The sequence below is a fragment of the Treponema sp. genome (assembly GCF_017430385.1).
GTDB lineage: Bacteria > Spirochaetota > Spirochaetia > Treponematales > Treponemataceae > Treponema_D.
In genome coordinates, this window is record NZ_JAFRNB010000175.1 from 1 (window position 1) to 14264 (window position 14264).

Genomic DNA, 14264 nt, shown 5'->3' on the forward strand with positions numbered 1-14264 from the left:
AAGATTACCATAAATCAATTGTCCGGCCTTATCATATCATTGCTGAATTGATTAGGAACTCCAACCGGAAGCCGTCATAAAGAAGGCTCCCCGCCGGCGTTTTTTTGTTCGTATGCGTTTTGATCTCACACGATGAACCAGGTTCTTGGCGAACCCGCCTCATGCTTTGTCTTTCCTTTCCTTCACTGTATGCCGTTCAAAGAACTTTGTGTTGGCCGCTTGTTGTCAGCGGGTGAGAATGAATATACACCACCATTCATTTTGTGTCAACACTTTTTTTTATTTTTTTTCAAAAATTTTTCACTTTTTTTTTCCGGTTTTTTTTCCGGGGGATTTTTCCCGGTTCCAGGCACTTTCCTTGAGGGGCGGCAGGCTCCTTCCCGTCACGGGAGGCCGCGGGGGATTCCCCCGCCCCGCGGGCGCGGGGCGGGGAGCGCGAAGACGGAGGGCGCATGGCCGCCGGATGATGACGCGCGGGATTGGAGCGGCGCGCAGCGTGCCGCGGCGGCCATGCCGCGGGTGGAGGGCCTGCCCGCAGCAGGAACGGAAGGGTTCACGGAGCGCAGGGATTCCCGCACCCCGGGCTGGCCCCGGCATGGGCGGCGCGGCATGGAGCCGGACGGCGGAACCGCGCAAAGCCCGGAGCACGCGGGGTCGCGCAATATATGAAAAAAGCCGCACCACTCACGGCACGGCTTTTGGATTAGTCATCCTTTTTGATTATCGAATAAAATGATTTTATGTAGTCTATGAAGGAACCCCAGCTTAAAAGGACACAGACAACGAAAAGTGCCAGCGTTGAATATCTAAGGACGGCTTTTATGATTACATCGACAAAGTCTGGGATGAAAGGAAAGGCGAATCTTGTGTAAGATTCAAGCGTAAGGAAGAAAAAGCCTGAGATTATATAAAATACGGTTTTGAGCTTGCCACCCATCCTTGCCGCGATTGCTATGCCTTTTTTGAGGGCAGCCATGCGAAGGAAGGACTGAGAGAATTCGCGGTAGAAAATCAGGACGAAAAGTACGAACGGCATGTAACCCGAAGAAAGGGCGCATAAAAAAACCGTAAGATTGAGGATGACATCGGCGAACGGGTCGAAAATCTTACCGAAATCGCTGACTTCATTGTATTTGCGGGCATAGTGTCCGTCCCAGTAATCGGTGACTTCGACAACGGCAAGCAACGGAATCATGATGCAAGCCGAAATCACGGAAAGTATGCGAGAGTCAAACCAAACTGGGATATTGTAAATCAAATAAAAAATTGGCGCAAAAACTGCTCTGGCCAATGTAAAACGATTAGAAAGTGTCATTGGTTCAAGTATAGTTTTTTAAGAAGAAAAAGTAAATGGAGTACGAGAAAGCTAAAGCTCACGAACAAGCTCGCATTTTGGAAAATCTTTGGAAAATGTGATTCGGAGCGAATAAAGGCTCGGATAGGCCTGTTCTGCTGGCGGCGGGAGAACGAATTGCCGAGGGAGCCGGGACAAAAGGAATTCGTTCAGGTAGAAATTTGCGACAGGATTGCTGAGGATGCCAAGCTTACCGGGCACATTCGGATTGCCAAGCGCATCTGGCTCGGCAGGCACTTCTGGCTCGGCAGGCATTTCTGGATTGTCAGGCAGCGTGGAAGTTTTTTCATGGAAATCAAAATCAACGAAGAACCAGTTTCTTTTTGCTGGAACGATGAGAATGTCCGGGAGCGTGTACACAGTGACTTTGATTTCAGAGAAATCCTCTTCGATTTTGACGGGGATATTCTGCCTCTGATTCCCGAAAGTTCTGTAAAGGAGGCAGTTCGTGAAAATCGCAAAGGAAATGTAGAGAATTGCTGAAAGCGGAATAAGAATTTTCCAGAAAACAGCAAGAAGGATGCCCCAGGCAAAGATGATGCAAAAAATTGCGTTGTAGGAAGATTTGGGAAAGCCCTGCAGCTCGCCGTTTTTTTGGATTTCTGGGAGAGGGAACAAATCATGGCTCATGAAAATCAGCACGGTGTAAAGGATTGCCGCTAAAGCAAGGAAAATACATGTCGCCGAAAATGCGTGGGAAGCGCGGGAATGACCGGCAGTTTTAGAATCGTGGGCGGCATGGGAATGACCGGCAGGTGTAGAACTGACGGTGCGGGGAAACTGGGGAGCTTGCAAAGCATGTGGGGCGCCGGAAGATTTTTTGGCCGGAAGAAAAATTTTTATTGCACAGCCAACTGAAAGCCCGGAAAACAGGATGAAAAGCGAAAATATGCAAAGTATGGAGAAATCGGGATTTATGCTGAGAATCGAAAAGAAAGAAAGATTCATTGTCAGTAAGCCTTATAGTCTCTGGCGACGCTGATTGATGACTTGACCTGATAATTTGGAAGCTCTGCCTCAACGATTGTAACGGCGGCATCGACATCTTTTTGGGTGGAAGCGATTCCGTGCAGGGTTATGATTTTGCCGTCGATTGATGCACGAAGGAAATTAATCTCCAGGTTGTAAATGAATGTGAGAATGTCAACGATTCGCTGGCCAATAAGCATCTCATCGATTTTGCGCTGTCCTGACTCTTCGCGCTCAGGAGTGACATATTCTTTGGTAAGGGCGACGACAGAGCGGGCAATTGACTCAGGATTGACTTTTGAAGTGCTTGCAATCAAATCGAACATCGCCGGATCGTTGATGTTGAAGTTGAAGAATTCTTTGTGGAAGCCTTTTTGACGAGCCTCGCTTTCGGCGATTTTTTTTGAAGCGGCTTTTTGATTTATGTTCAGCTCGTCTTGAATCCGTTCGCAGCGTGCATTTTCGTCCGCGATGAAACGGCAGGAAACATGATTGGCCAAATCCTTGAGGATGATGAAAGAGCCTCGGCCGACTATGACACAGTTATTTTCTGATGCTGTCTCAAGAATTGCCGTCATGAGATAATTGAGATATTCGTCGCGGCTTCGGGTAAGTCCTGCCAGGAAGCCGATTTTGCGGTCATCAAATTTGGAAAGTTTTGACTCAGGGAAGCCAAGTGCGATAATCCGCTTTTCAATATCTTTTTTGCCGAAGAATTTGTAGCCGAGGATTTCCGCTACTTTGGAGCCGATTTCGTCGCCATTCGAAGCAAGTTGTCTGGAAATTGTAATGATTGCCATATCGCCCCCTTAAAATTCTTCACTCTTATTGTATAATAAAAATTGGTAAAATCAAACAAATTTTATAAGGCAGGCAAAGATGAGCGACAATAAACTCGAATGGAAAATCAAAGGGGAGCGAGAGCTTCTTAAGACGGTCGTTTATACGGTGAAAGAGACGACTTCTGTTTCGCCGGATGGAAAGGAAGGCCATTATGTTGTGACGGATGCCCCGGACTGGGTTATCGTGGTTCCAGAGACTGACGGGAAATTCCTGATGGTAAGGCAGTGGCGGCATGCGCATAACGGGCTGAGCACGGAATTTCCCGGCGGCGTGATAAATCCTGGGGAAGAGCCAGTGGTTGCGGCACGGCGCGAAATGGAAGAAGAGACCGGCTACAGGGCTGGAAAGCTCACTTATCTTGGATGCGCGAACCCGAATCCGGCACTTATGAAAAACAGGGTGCATTTTGTTGCGGCGGAAGATTTGCAGAAAATCGGCGGTCAGAATCTTGATGAAGATGAATATGTTGATTTTATGCAGATTCCGGTAGATGAAGTTTATGCCAAAATCGGAAGCGAAGAATATCCGCACGCGCTGATGATGGCCGCACTGATGAAATACACGGTATATAAAGGATTTAGGGGATAAAAAAAAGCACCGCACGGATGCGGTGAAAAAGCAAAGAGAGAAAATTCAAACGGCAAATACAATGCGATTTGCCGTGTTTGCAATATGTGAACAGAATTTTCTCGTACGAACAGATAATGCACGGAGGCATTATCGATTCGCGGTGTATGGATCGTACTTTTTAGAAGGATTGTAAACGCCTTCTCGGTATTCGCCTGTGATGCTTGGGATTTTCATCTTCATGCCCGGAAGAATGAGGTTCGGGTCATTTGGTTTTGGCATGTTATTTTTATTTGCCTGATAGAGATTTTCCCAAAGAAGAGGATTGTCGTAGACATAAGGACGGCCTGAAATGTTCCAGTAGCAGTCTTTTGTCTCTGCCCACGGACGAACTACATAGTATTCTGGAAGCGGAGTGATTTCCTTGATGTCGGCAAGGGCTTCAAGAACCTGCTTTGCAAATGCTGATGCAGAAACATAATCCTCGTTGTTGTAAGATTCCTGTGCGCTCGCATAAGATTTTTGAGCTGAAGAGTATGCCATAGGGAAGTTGCGCTCCGCATTGACACTCTTTGCATAATCAAGTTTTTTTGCAGCCTGTTTCATTACGGCGTCACAATCTGATTTTGCGAGCATTTTTTTGACGAATTCTTCGGAAAGCCGTGCGTTTTCTTCGGCTTTTGCAGCATATTCCTCGGCAAGGACATATTCACCAGCATCAAGGGCATGCTGAGCCTTGCGAGTGTATTCGTCGGCAAGTTTTTGATATGTGTTATTTTTGTAGCTTGCAGAAAAAGCCAATGAGCATGCAAGGAACAATGAAGCGACTACTAAAACTTTTTTCATTTTGCATCTCCTTCAAGTGCGTTTGCGGCGGCATCAACCGCATCGTTGATTTTAGCGGCAGTTTTTGCCTCGGCTGAGTTCTCTACATCAATCACAGCTTCGTCAGGATTTGCGAAATTATCTTCTTCGAGGAGAACTGCATCTTCTTTTTCAATACCTGCAACATCTCCCTGAAGAGGAGCGATTGAGTCAGCTTCAATTGTGTAATTCTCGGCCTCAGCGACACGCTTCTTTGCGCGCTCAATTGCTGCTTCGGCTGCGGCTCGTTTTTCGGCGATTGTCTCATAAAGGCTGTTGAATGTATTCTTTGCATCACGGTAGCCTTTATATGCACCCTCAAGATTTTTAGTTACGAGATTTGAATCAGCTTTTCTGAATGTTTCAGTTGCGGCCGTATACTCTGCTTTTTTTGCAACGCCAGCCTTTACGCTGTCAGCCTTCTTTTTTGCCTCAAGAGCTGCGTTTCGCTCGGTCTTTGCCATTGCGCCGAGGTGCTGAATAAGAAGAACCGAATATGCGCTGAGGGCTTTGTTTGCGTTGGCGTTCATGTCTTTGCCGTTATTTGAATTCTCAAAATCTTTGAGGGCTTTTTCGGCATCGGCATCGGATAAGCCAAGTTCATTTGCCTTTTCCTGCATTTCCTTTGCTGCACAAGCAGTTGCAAGCGCATTGTATCGCTCGATGACATCCTTGATTTTTGCAGAATGATCAGCAGAAGGATTTGCCTTGATGTCAGCTTTTACTTCATCGTAGTATTTGTCTGTTTCCGCAAGGACATCAGGATAATACTTTTCGGCACCAGCACTGATTGCCTTCTGGCGGGCTGAATCAGCCTTTGTCAGCAAAGCCTCGTTTTCCTTTGAAAAATCATCTCCGGCAGGAGCTTTTTCTTCCTGTTCTTCCAGTTCAACAACGACTGGAGGCTCTTCTGTCTTTGGAGCGGCGGAGTTTGGTTCAGTAGTTGGAGTTGAACCACATGAAATAAAAGAAAGAATGACAGCAGCACTAAAAACTGCAAATAAATACTTTTTCACTTAGTCCTCCCTAAGTTAAGTTTTTTTAAGTATCGGTTTTTTCCAATTATTATAAAGCAGAAATCTTTCATAGGCAACAAACTTACTTTTATTTGTGAAGAAAAAAAGTGCATTTAATCCAAACCAGGGCTATAATTGAAGAAGTCAGATTTAATATTGTAACGGAGGCCTTTAAATGGCAGAAAATTTTAGTTATGACTTCATCGGCGAGCATCTTAAAGTTGCGGAAGGAAGCGGCGGCTGGAACCTTGAGCTGAACAAGATTTCATGGAACAAAAAGCCTGCTAAATACGATTTGCGGAGCTGGAGCGGCGACCACCAGAAAATGGGAAAAGGTGTCACCCTCACAGCAGAAGAACTTACGAAACTCCGAGACCTGCTAAACTCAATAGAAATAAACTGAATCAATCTGCTTCATATTTTGCGACCCGGCCGCCATTCTTCATGATGATTTCATAAAGAAGAATTGAAAGCTGGGTGTCCTGCAGAGGAGTGCCTGACGAGCGGATTTCAGAATCAGCACCTGCAATTGAAGCAAGAACAGCCGCACACTGACCAAAACTCCAGACTCGCGAAGCACGGGCATACTGATTGCGCGCAGTTTTGCTCGCGAAACCTTTTGTCTTAAGGGCAAAATCGTCGAGATACGCTCCGCCCGCATGAATTGAATGCCACAGCTCTAGCCTGCGGAAACAAGACGCAAGCCCCGCAAGAATCATAACAGGACTGTTGTTCTTGGTCAGAAGAATTTTTTGCAGGATTGAAAGCGAAGACTCCAGCCGAGCCGTAGGAGACTCCGAAGGATTTGCCATCGCATCAAAAAGCGTAAAAGCCGACTCTTCTCTGTTGTGCGCAAGAATTTGCTCAACATCGTCCTCGGAAATTTGATGCTCTTTTGGGAAACACAGGAAAAAACGGCTACATTCGCCACGAAGAGCCTCTGTATTATTCTCTGTAAGCTCAAGGATTAAATCGACAGCCTCCGGCTCTATTGAATAGCCGTTCTTTCTGAAATAGCCGGAAAGCCAAGAGCCGAGCCGCGACTCATCCATCGCCCAGAAAATCTGTTTGTTTTCTTTTGGAACGAGTTTATCGAGCTTGGAATCGACAGAAATTTCATCGGACACAAGAATGAGAACCGCAGAATCTTTTGCTGTTTTGAGCCATGTCGCAATAAGCTCGACTTCATCCTTCTTTTTGACAAGCTCCGCCTCACGGAGAACGACGCATGTTGCGGGAACAAAAAGAGACTCTGTTTGCAGTTTGGCGATAATATCCTCGATTTTGGAATCAGATGCGTAAAGGAGATAATTATCAACATCGCCAAACTTTTTTGTGAGACTTGCTTTTATTGACTCAACCTGCTCGTTTCTGGTGCCAATTTCTGGCCCGGTATAGAGATAAATCGGAGCTGCCATTTATACAGAATACCTTAGTATGTTCGCACGATATTTGAGAGAATACCAACGATTGTAACTTCGGTTGAATAAATCGGCTGGAAAGCGGCATTTTCTGGCTGGAGACGGATTCGGTCGGCCTCTTTGTAGAAGCGTTTGAGGGTAATTGCGTTATCGATTACAGCAACGACAATCTGACCGTCAACGGCTGTCTGAGCCTGCTCGACGACAGCCAAATCACCTTCAAGAATTCCGGCTTCAATCATACTCTGTCCACGAACCCTGAGAGCAAAATAGCTTTTGCCTGGGCGAACGAACGGCTCCGTAAGATTTACATACCCGTCAAGATTTTCCTCGCTCAAAAGCGGCTTGCCGGCTGCGACAGTGCCCAAAAGAGGAACCTTGCTTACAAAAGGCGGCTTTTCCAGGGTACCACCAGAAATAACATTGAGAGAACGAGCGCGCTTCTGTGTCTGAGAAAGATAGCCCTTTTTCTGCAATGCGGCGATATGATCCTGAACAGCACGCAAAGAAATGCTGAAATGCTCACCAATTTCACGGACAGTCGGAGGATAATTATTTTCCTTTGTAAAACTTGAAATAAAATTCAAAACTTCCTGCTGTCGTTCTGTAATCTGCTTCATACTAATCTCCTTAAATCAGTCTTGCCGGCTAGTCCTCTTCGAACTTTGTTTCAAAAAGCTGGACAATTGCTTCGACAGCTTCTTTTTCGTCACTTCCCTCCGCACGAAGAACAAGCTGGGTATTATAGCCGGCAGCCATTGTAATAACACCCATGATAGATTTTGCATTTACAGCGGCAGAATCTTTTTCGATGGTGATTTCTGATGAAAACTTGTTAGCTGTCTGAGCAATGAGTGCTGCAGGCCTAGCATGAATCCCGGCTCGGTTTAAAACCGTCAAGAATTTTTCTGTCATAAAATAATCTCCTATTTATTATGCAAAATCCGCAGTGCGGACTATGAATCAATATGAATCGTCTATGCCGTAGTAGGCATTCTGAACTTCACCTGTCTCAATCCACTTAAGGATGTTCTGGTTGAAATCACGCGCTGAGTTGTAACCGCGGGCTTTAAGTCGCTCGTTCATCGCAGCGGCCTCAATAATAATCGGCAGGTTACGGCCCGGTTTGACAGGGATTTCTATTGTCGGAACCTTTACACCCAAAAAATCAACCGTTTCCATGTTGTTGCCAACACGGTCATAGACCTTGGAGTTGTCCCATTCCTCAAGCCTGATTACGAGCTGGATTTCCTTTTGCTCGCGGATTGAGCCGACACCATACATCTGGGCGATATTGATGATACCCAAGCCTCGGATTTCCATGTGATGAGAAATGAGGGCATTAGCACCCTGACCAAGAATTGAGTTGCCATTTACGCTGCGAATTTCTACGATGTCGTCCGCAACAAGACGATGGCCACGCTCGACAAGCTCAAGGGCACACTCAGACTTACCGACACCAGAATGCCCGGTAAGAAGAATGCCGATACCATAAACTTCGACCAAAACACCATGAAGCGTTTTTTTGGGAGCAAAGACATTTGCAAAAACCCGCATGAGCCTAAGAGAAAATTCTGTAAGCTCAAGCTCCGTCTGCAGAACCGCACAGCCAGAAGACTCCGCAAGCTTTATGAAATCATCCGGTGGAGTGAGACTTTGAGCAAAGAAAACACATGGGATTCCATACTCAAACATCTGTGCCAGAGACTGAGTGTTGTTCTCGTCGTAAATCTTTTTAAGGTAAGCACTTTCTGCTACTCCAAAAAGCTGTACGCAGCCACGGGCAAACGACTCATAAAAGCCGGTCAAGGCAAGCCCAGGACGATTTATATCCGGGGCCGAAATGATGTTTGACAAACTTGTACGCCCGCCGATACATTTGAGATGCAGTTGACTGTGCTCTGGAAGCTCCATGTCAAGTAAATCTAATACGGTAAGAATTTTATCCGCCATTAATTTCACTATACATTTTGTTAGCAAAAAAAGCAAGCGATTATTAAAAAAATCTAAAAAAAATCCTGCACCATGAGCAATCGTTCACAGTGCAGGACCTTGAAGAATTCAAGTCAGTTTATTTCTTCTCTTGAATTTTGTCTTTTTCTTTTTTAACTTTGGTATCAAGAACATCCATAAGTTTGTTCAAACCAGCTCCGAAGTCAAAATCTTCTGAAGCGACATGTCCCTGAGCTCCCCATTTGAAATTTACAGTGCAGTCGAAGTTAAAAGCCTTTTCATGCTTTACTCGAAGAATCAAGTCCACGATTAAATCTTCTGCATAAGAGATTCGTGCAAGCTTTTTGTCAATCATTTCCGATTGTTTTTCTTCAAATACAAAGCCGACGGCTGAAACTGATTTAGTCATTTTAGAACTCCTTTAAGAAAGATTTGCGAATTTCTCCGCGACATCTTTATTATACAACGGAATTCCAAAAAGGCAAAATTTTTTATTTTTTTTACATTTTTTTCTGAATCAGACTGCCAAAAATGAGAATTCATTTGCTATATATAGCCGGAGGTTTTTTATGACAATTTATTCATTTTCACCTTTCGGCTACGAGGGAGCTTTGGTTGCAGTTGAGGTTGACTTGCGGAGGGGAATCCCGGCAGTGGACATCGTGGGACTTGCGGACAATGCGGTCAAGGAATCACGGGAAAGGATGAGGAGCGCAATTCGGAACTGCGGATTTGAATTTCCAATGGAGCGGGTTCTGATTTCACTCTCGCCGGCAGATTTAAAAAAGGAAGGAGCCGGATTCGATTTGCCACTTGCGCTCGCCGTTCTTTCGGCACAGAAAGATTCTGATTCGCGGAGCAAGGCAACTGATGAAAAAAATCCAAACGACGGTGAGCCAATTCTTGTGATGGGAGAGCTGGAGCTTTCTGGAACAATCCGGCCTGTGCGTGCGATTCATGCAGCGGCGAGCACGGCGGTTCAGGCAGGAATCACCAAATGTATAGTGGCTCAGGCAAATGCGGCGGAAGCAAGGGAAGTTTCGGGGATGAAAGTGTTCGGGGCAGAAAATCTTACCGAGGCATTTGAGGCACTTTCCAAGCCGGAACTTTTCTCAGGAATGGAAGAAGATAACGATGATTTTTTCGTGCCGGAAGGATGCGTGAATGTGAATGGCGTGCTTTTTCCAAAAGAAGACAAAACCATGGAATTTTCGGATATTCAGAATCAGAAAAAACTCGTGCGTGCTTTGCAGATTGCGGCGGCAGGAGGACACAATATCCTTGCTTACGGCCCGCCCGGCTGCGGAAAAACACTTGCGCTGAGCAGATTTCCGGCTCTTCTTCCGCTTTTGACAGTAGAAGAAGCCCAGGCGACAACCCGGATTCATTCGCTTGCAGGACTTTTATCCCCAGACCAGCCTCTCATGAGGATTCCGCCATTCAGGATTCCGCATCAGACTTCAAGCGTGGAAGGAATGTGCGGAGGCGGCCTTCATTGCCGCCCGGGAGAAATTTCACTCGCACACAACGGAGTTCTTTTTTTGGACGAGGCAGCAGAATTCAAGACTTCAGTCTTACAGATGCTCAGGGTTCCGATTGAAAACGGCACAATCACCATCTGCCGGGCTGGGCGAACAACGGTTTACCCCGCGAGATTTCAGCTTTTGGTGGCAACAAATCCTTGTCCATGCGGGAATTACGGTTCATCAAGCAAAATCTGTCTTTGCTCTATGAAAAGCGTTGAACAATATTGGAGAAAATTTTCTGGCCCGCTTTTGGACAGGATTGACATCCGCGTGCATGTTGAAAATGACACGGAAAATCTCGCAATTCTGGACAAAAATCCGCCCCACCCATGCGAAAATTGCTGCGACCAGACAAATTGCGAGAACTGCGGGAAAATTCAGTCGATGGAGATTGAAGAGCAGTATGAGCCGCTTTCGACATCCAAGCTTCGCGAACAGATTGCGGATGCGATTCTGATTCAGCGGACACGGCAGGGAAAACGGAACGCACTTCTTTCGCCGCAGGAAATTCTTGATTTTTGCGAACTCGGCCGCGAAGAGCAGGCAGTTTTGGACAGCGCAGTTGAGAACAATGATTTTTCACACAGGGCAATCAGCTCCGTACTAAAACTGTCGCGCACAATCGCTGACATGGAAAAATCGCTGAAAATCAAGAAAGAGCATTTGATGGAAGCAATTTCGCTAAGGTTGGACAGCGGGCCACTCGACTTATTCAATGGAGAGTGAGAAAGTGGAAAGTGGAAAGTGGAAAACGGAAAGTTAGCAGGTAGCGGTTGGGCGCTACCGCCGCTACTACGCTTCGCTTCGTGGTACGGCGGTCGGGTGTTCCGTGGCTCACTAACGCTCGGTGCCTAGTGCCTTTGGCATACGGCACTGGCTTCGCCACCACTCCATACCCTAGCGCATGGAAGCAAAGCAAGAAGCCGGGTACCTCGGAAAAATCCCAGATTTTTCCGAGACTCGACTAAAATCTTGCCTCGCAAGATTTTTCGCTAAGGCGACCGTCTCCCTACCTAGCGCATGAAAGCAAAGCATGGAAGTGGAGTTCGAGTCAAATGTATGTTTAAAATAAAAAAACTTGCTGAGTTAAATCACTCAACAAGTTTCAATTTACCGGGTCTGAGACTCGAACTCAGACGCCCGTGAAGGCAACAGATTTTGAGTCTGTAGTGTCTACCATTTCACCAACCCGGCAAGTGAAGAAAGAATATCAAAAAACATGGAGAATATCAAGAGCTTTGGATAGAATTGTTGTAAAAAAAATTGAATTGGCTTAAACAAAATCTGGCTCTCGGCTGGAACGCGCCACAAAACTCGCGGTGAACAAGTTCAAGCGAGTTTTTGTCGCAACCAAACGAGCGCGACAACACAAGTGCTCGCAGCCTACGCCAGATTTTGCATTAACTCTTTTCGAAGTTTTTGCTATTCTTTCATCGTACATAGGAAAAGGTAAATATGAATTTTATTGGCGCAAAACCGGAAGTCGTTCTTAAATCTGTGTTTGGGTATGATTCTTTTCGGCTTCTTCAGAAAGAAATTATTTCTAATGTGCTTGCAAAAAAAGATACACTGGCTATTATGCCAACCGGCGGCGGAAAGTCGCTTTGCTATCAGATTCCCGCTTTGATTTTTGAAGGATTGACCGTTGTGGTCTCACCTCTTATCTCGCTCATGCAGGACCAGGTTGCGGCTTTGAATGCGGCTGGCGTGAATGCAGTCTTTTTGAATTCAACCGTCGAATGGGAAGATTACAAGGACTCGATGAATTCAATCCGCAGGGGCGAGACAAAAATCGTCTATGTTGCCCCGGAAACTCTGGTCACGCCCAAAATCAACGACTTGCTGCATGATTCCCGCGTGACCGTAAGTTGCATAACCGTTGACGAAGCACACTGCGTCTCTGAATGGGGGCATGACTTCCGTCCGGATTATCTTGAAATCTCCGCGCTCCGAAATCAGTTCAAGGATGCGGTTTTTCTGGCACTCACAGCAACGGCAACGCTCAGCGTCCGTGAAGATATTATCAAAAATCTCAGACTCCAGAATCCGGCAGTTCTTGTCTCAAGTTTTGACCGCCCGAATATTTATCTTGATGTGAGGCAAAAAAATCACAACGCTCTCGACCAGGTCGTTGAGTGCATAAAACGGCACACCGACGAAAGCGGAATCATCTATTGTTTTTCGAAAAGGCAAGTCGATGAGCTTACAGAACAGCTTGATTCGCTTGGATACTCGGTGCTCAATTATCATGCGGGGCTTACAGATGAAGTGCGGGCAGACCATCAGACAAAATTCATCCGTGACCAGGTTCAGATTATGGTGGCGACACTTGCATTCGGAATGGGAATCGACAAGCCGAATGTCCGTTTCGTAATTCACTACGACATGCCCAAGTCTCTGGAGCAATATTATCAGGAAATAGGCAGAGCCGGGCGAGACGGACTTCCGAGCGAGGCACTTCTTCTCTACTCCGCAGGCGACATCCGAAAAATCCGCTATTTCTTTGAGGAAGCGGCTGACAAAACCCGATGTGAAAATCTTTTGCAGGGAATGCTTTCGTATGCGACAGGCCGCACTTGCCGCCGGAAGCTTCTTCTTTCTTATTTTGGAGAAACTTTTAAAGGCAAAAATGAGCGGTGCTGTGATTTATGCGACGCAGGTCCGATTCCAGAAATGGACATGACAATTCCGTGCCAGAAAATCATGAGTTGTATTATCCGTACAGGCTCGCGCTTTGGGGCAGCTTATGTGATTGATGTACTGCTCGGCTCGCGCGTAAAGCGAATCCTTGAAAACGGACACAACATGCTCTCAACATGGGGAATCGGCCGGGAACTCGACAAAAATCAGTGGCACGAAGTCGTAAATCTTTTAATAGAAAAAAATTTTATCACGAAGTACGGCGACTATAACATTCTTCTTCTCACAAACGACGGTCTTGCAGCGTTGAAAAACCGTGACAAAATCACGCTGCCGTTCAATATGCCCAAAACAAAAGCCAGCACCACGAACGATTTACGCGCAGGAGAAACTTTTACTCCTAAATATCATGCGAGCGTAGGAAGTGCAGGCGGAATCATGTTCCCCAAGCCAGAAAAGAAAAAATCCGCATGGTCACAGGTAAGCTCTCAGCAAAACGCCCCCAAAGAAGGCTTCGTCCTCCACAAAAAGGAAGTTGACTTCGGTGACGATGCGGAAGCAAAAAGAATCCAGACCGACCTCAAAAAATGGAGACGCCGCAAAGCCGAGGAAATGAACGTGCCGCCGTATGTAATTTTCGGTGACAGAACTCTCAATGACATATCAGCTAAAAAACCGCGCACAGAAGCAGCCCTGTTCGATGTGAACGGCCTCGGCGAAAAGAAGGTGGAAAAATTTGGCATGGATATTTTGCAGATAGTGGGAGAAGAGTGAAATGACGAAAGATTATCCGCTTCAATTTGACGGAGAATTTGTTCTCACGAAAAATGGAAGCAAAGATTTTGGGGAAATTTCACAAGAAATAGCCAGAAAAATTCACAGGCAAGCAGGGAAAATTCGGCTTCGTCGAGGGATTGAAATTAAAGGACACAAAGGAAACTTTGGAGCGGCGCATATTGAACGAGAAAAACTGTCAGTTTTCAAAAAATTTGATGTAAAATTATAAGAAAAACTGACATTTTTTGCGGGTCTATCTGGGGCAAAATGGGGCTATTTGGGGGCGTTTTCGGCTAAATTTAGGGGGCGATTTACTAGCATTTTTTGATTTATG

General features: G+C 46.0%; 15 protein-coding genes and 1 tRNA gene. 5 read left to right on the forward strand and 11 right to left on the reverse strand.

The features are described 5' to 3' along the window. Positions 1–703: 703 nt before the first annotated feature. From pgsA to IJJ71_RS13645, 3 genes are read right to left on the reverse strand one after another with little or no spacing between them, the layout of a single operon-like run. Entirely contained in the window at positions 704–1315 is a 612-nt protein-coding gene (pgsA, locus tag IJJ71_RS13635; RefSeq protein WP_296847796.1) for a CDP-diacylglycerol--glycerol-3-phosphate 3-phosphatidyltransferase, read from the reverse strand. Between the two features lie 51 nt (positions 1316–1366). Next, positions 1367–2302 carry a hypothetical protein gene (locus IJJ71_RS13640; RefSeq protein ID WP_296847797.1) on the reverse strand — a complete coding sequence of 312 codons (936 nt, stop codon included), beginning with the start codon at positions 2300–2302 and terminating at the stop codon, positions 1367–1369. Between the two features lie 2 nt (positions 2303–2304). Further along, positions 2305–3123 (reverse strand): cytidylate kinase-like family protein, encoded by an 819-nt coding sequence (locus tag IJJ71_RS13645; protein WP_296847798.1) that lies wholly within the window; start codon positions 3121–3123, stop codon positions 2305–2307. Positions 3124–3202: 79 nt separating this feature from the next. On the opposite strand from IJJ71_RS13645, the gene IJJ71_RS13650 reads away from it, so the two are divergent. Then, positions 3203–3754, forward strand: a complete 552-nt coding sequence (locus IJJ71_RS13650) for an NUDIX hydrolase (RefSeq protein ID WP_296847800.1) — start codon at positions 3203–3205, stop codon at positions 3752–3754. A 129-nt stretch (positions 3755–3883) separates the two neighbouring features. Here the strand turns inward: IJJ71_RS13650 and IJJ71_RS13655 are convergent, their stop codons facing one another. Continuing rightward, positions 3884–4579, reverse strand: coding sequence for a LysM peptidoglycan-binding domain-containing protein (locus IJJ71_RS13655; protein WP_296847802.1), 696 nt, complete (start codon positions 4577–4579; stop codon positions 3884–3886). Beyond that, positions 4576–5613, reverse strand: a complete 1038-nt coding sequence (locus IJJ71_RS13660) for a hypothetical protein (protein ID WP_296847803.1) — start codon at positions 5611–5613, stop codon at positions 4576–4578. Before IJJ71_RS13660 ends, IJJ71_RS13655 begins: the two co-directional genes overlap by 4 nt. Before the next feature lie 175 nt (positions 5614–5788). Here IJJ71_RS13660 and IJJ71_RS13665 point away from each other — a divergent pair, with 175 nt between their 5' ends. Next, a complete protein-coding gene (locus IJJ71_RS13665; protein WP_296847805.1) occupies positions 5789–6016 on the forward strand; it encodes a YdbC family protein in 228 nt (75 codons plus the stop codon). Position 6017: 1 nt separating this feature from the next. On the opposite strand, the gene holA is transcribed toward IJJ71_RS13665, so the two are convergent. From holA to IJJ71_RS13690, 5 genes are all read right to left on the reverse strand, one after another. Beyond that, positions 6018–7031 carry a DNA polymerase III subunit delta gene (gene holA, locus IJJ71_RS13670; protein WP_296847806.1) on the reverse strand — a complete coding sequence of 338 codons (1014 nt, stop codon included), beginning with the start codon at positions 7029–7031 and terminating at the stop codon, positions 6018–6020. Between the two features lie 14 nt (positions 7032–7045). After that, positions 7046–7654, reverse strand: a complete 609-nt coding sequence (gene lexA / locus IJJ71_RS13675; RefSeq protein ID WP_296847807.1) for a transcriptional repressor LexA — start codon at positions 7652–7654, stop codon at positions 7046–7048. Positions 7655–7682: 28 nt separating this feature from the next. Continuing rightward, positions 7683–7949, reverse strand: coding sequence for an HPr family phosphocarrier protein (locus IJJ71_RS13680; RefSeq protein ID WP_296847808.1), 267 nt, complete (start codon positions 7947–7949; stop codon positions 7683–7685). 48 nt (positions 7950–7997) lie between these two features. Further along, complete coding sequence (hprK, locus tag IJJ71_RS13685; protein WP_296847809.1) at positions 7998–8987, reverse strand: HPr(Ser) kinase/phosphatase; 990 nt, start codon at positions 8985–8987, stop codon at positions 7998–8000. A 118-nt stretch (positions 8988–9105) separates the two neighbouring features. Continuing rightward, positions 9106–9396 (reverse strand): HPF/RaiA family ribosome-associated protein, encoded by a 291-nt coding sequence (locus tag IJJ71_RS13690; protein WP_296847810.1) that lies wholly within the window; start codon positions 9394–9396, stop codon positions 9106–9108. 160 nt (positions 9397–9556) lie between these two features. On the opposite strand from IJJ71_RS13690, the gene IJJ71_RS13695 reads away from it, so the two are divergent. Continuing rightward, entirely contained in the window at positions 9557–11239 is a 1683-nt protein-coding gene (locus IJJ71_RS13695; protein WP_296847812.1) for a YifB family Mg chelatase-like AAA ATPase, read from the forward strand. A gap of 385 nt (positions 11240–11624) precedes the next feature. On the opposite strand, the gene IJJ71_RS13700 is transcribed toward IJJ71_RS13695, so the two are convergent. Beyond that, positions 11625–11707 (reverse strand) — tRNA-Leu (locus IJJ71_RS13700). Between the two features lie 261 nt (positions 11708–11968). On the opposite strand from IJJ71_RS13700, the gene IJJ71_RS13705 reads away from it, so the two are divergent. Next, the gene (locus IJJ71_RS13705; RefSeq protein ID WP_296847813.1) at positions 11969–13927 is read left to right on the forward strand and encodes a RecQ family ATP-dependent DNA helicase; all 1959 of its coding nucleotides are present in this window, start codon (positions 11969–11971) and stop codon (positions 13925–13927) included. Between the two features lies 1 nt (position 13928). Beyond that, a complete protein-coding gene (locus tag IJJ71_RS13710) occupies positions 13929–14159 on the forward strand; it encodes a hypothetical protein (protein WP_296847814.1) in 231 nt (76 codons plus the stop codon). Positions 14160–14264 lie beyond the last annotated feature (105 nt).

Coding starts and splice junctions, on each gene's coding strand:
- pgsA (WP_296847796.1), bottom strand. CDS start 1,315: ATGACACTTTCTAATCGTTTTACATTGGCCAGAGCAGTTTTTGCGCCA.
- IJJ71_RS13640 (WP_296847797.1), bottom strand. CDS start 2,302: ATGAATCTTTCTTTCTTTTCGATTCTCAGCATAAATCCCGATTTCTCC.
- IJJ71_RS13645 (WP_296847798.1), bottom strand. CDS start 3,123: ATGGCAATCATTACAATTTCCAGACAACTTGCTTCGAATGGCGACGAA.
- IJJ71_RS13650 (WP_296847800.1), top strand. CDS start 3,203: ATGAGCGACAATAAACTCGAATGGAAAATCAAAGGGGAGCGAGAGCTT.
- IJJ71_RS13655 (WP_296847802.1), bottom strand. CDS start 4,579: ATGAAAAAAGTTTTAGTAGTCGCTTCATTGTTCCTTGCATGCTCATTG.
- IJJ71_RS13665 (WP_296847805.1), top strand. CDS start 5,789: ATGGCAGAAAATTTTAGTTATGACTTCATCGGCGAGCATCTTAAAGTT.
- holA (WP_296847806.1), bottom strand. CDS start 7,031: ATGGCAGCTCCGATTTATCTCTATACCGGGCCAGAAATTGGCACCAGA.
- lexA (WP_296847807.1), bottom strand. CDS start 7,654: ATGAAGCAGATTACAGAACGACAGCAGGAAGTTTTGAATTTTATTTCA.
- IJJ71_RS13680 (WP_296847808.1), bottom strand. CDS start 7,949: ATGACAGAAAAATTCTTGACGGTTTTAAACCGAGCCGGGATTCATGCT.
- hprK (WP_296847809.1), bottom strand. CDS start 8,987: ATGGCGGATAAAATTCTTACCGTATTAGATTTACTTGACATGGAGCTT.
- IJJ71_RS13690 (WP_296847810.1), bottom strand. CDS start 9,396: ATGACTAAATCAGTTTCAGCCGTCGGCTTTGTATTTGAAGAAAAACAA.
- IJJ71_RS13695 (WP_296847812.1), top strand. CDS start 9,557: ATGACAATTTATTCATTTTCACCTTTCGGCTACGAGGGAGCTTTGGTT.
- IJJ71_RS13705 (WP_296847813.1), top strand. CDS start 11,969: ATGAATTTTATTGGCGCAAAACCGGAAGTCGTTCTTAAATCTGTGTTT.
- IJJ71_RS13710 (WP_296847814.1), top strand. CDS start 13,929: ATGACGAAAGATTATCCGCTTCAATTTGACGGAGAATTTGTTCTCACG.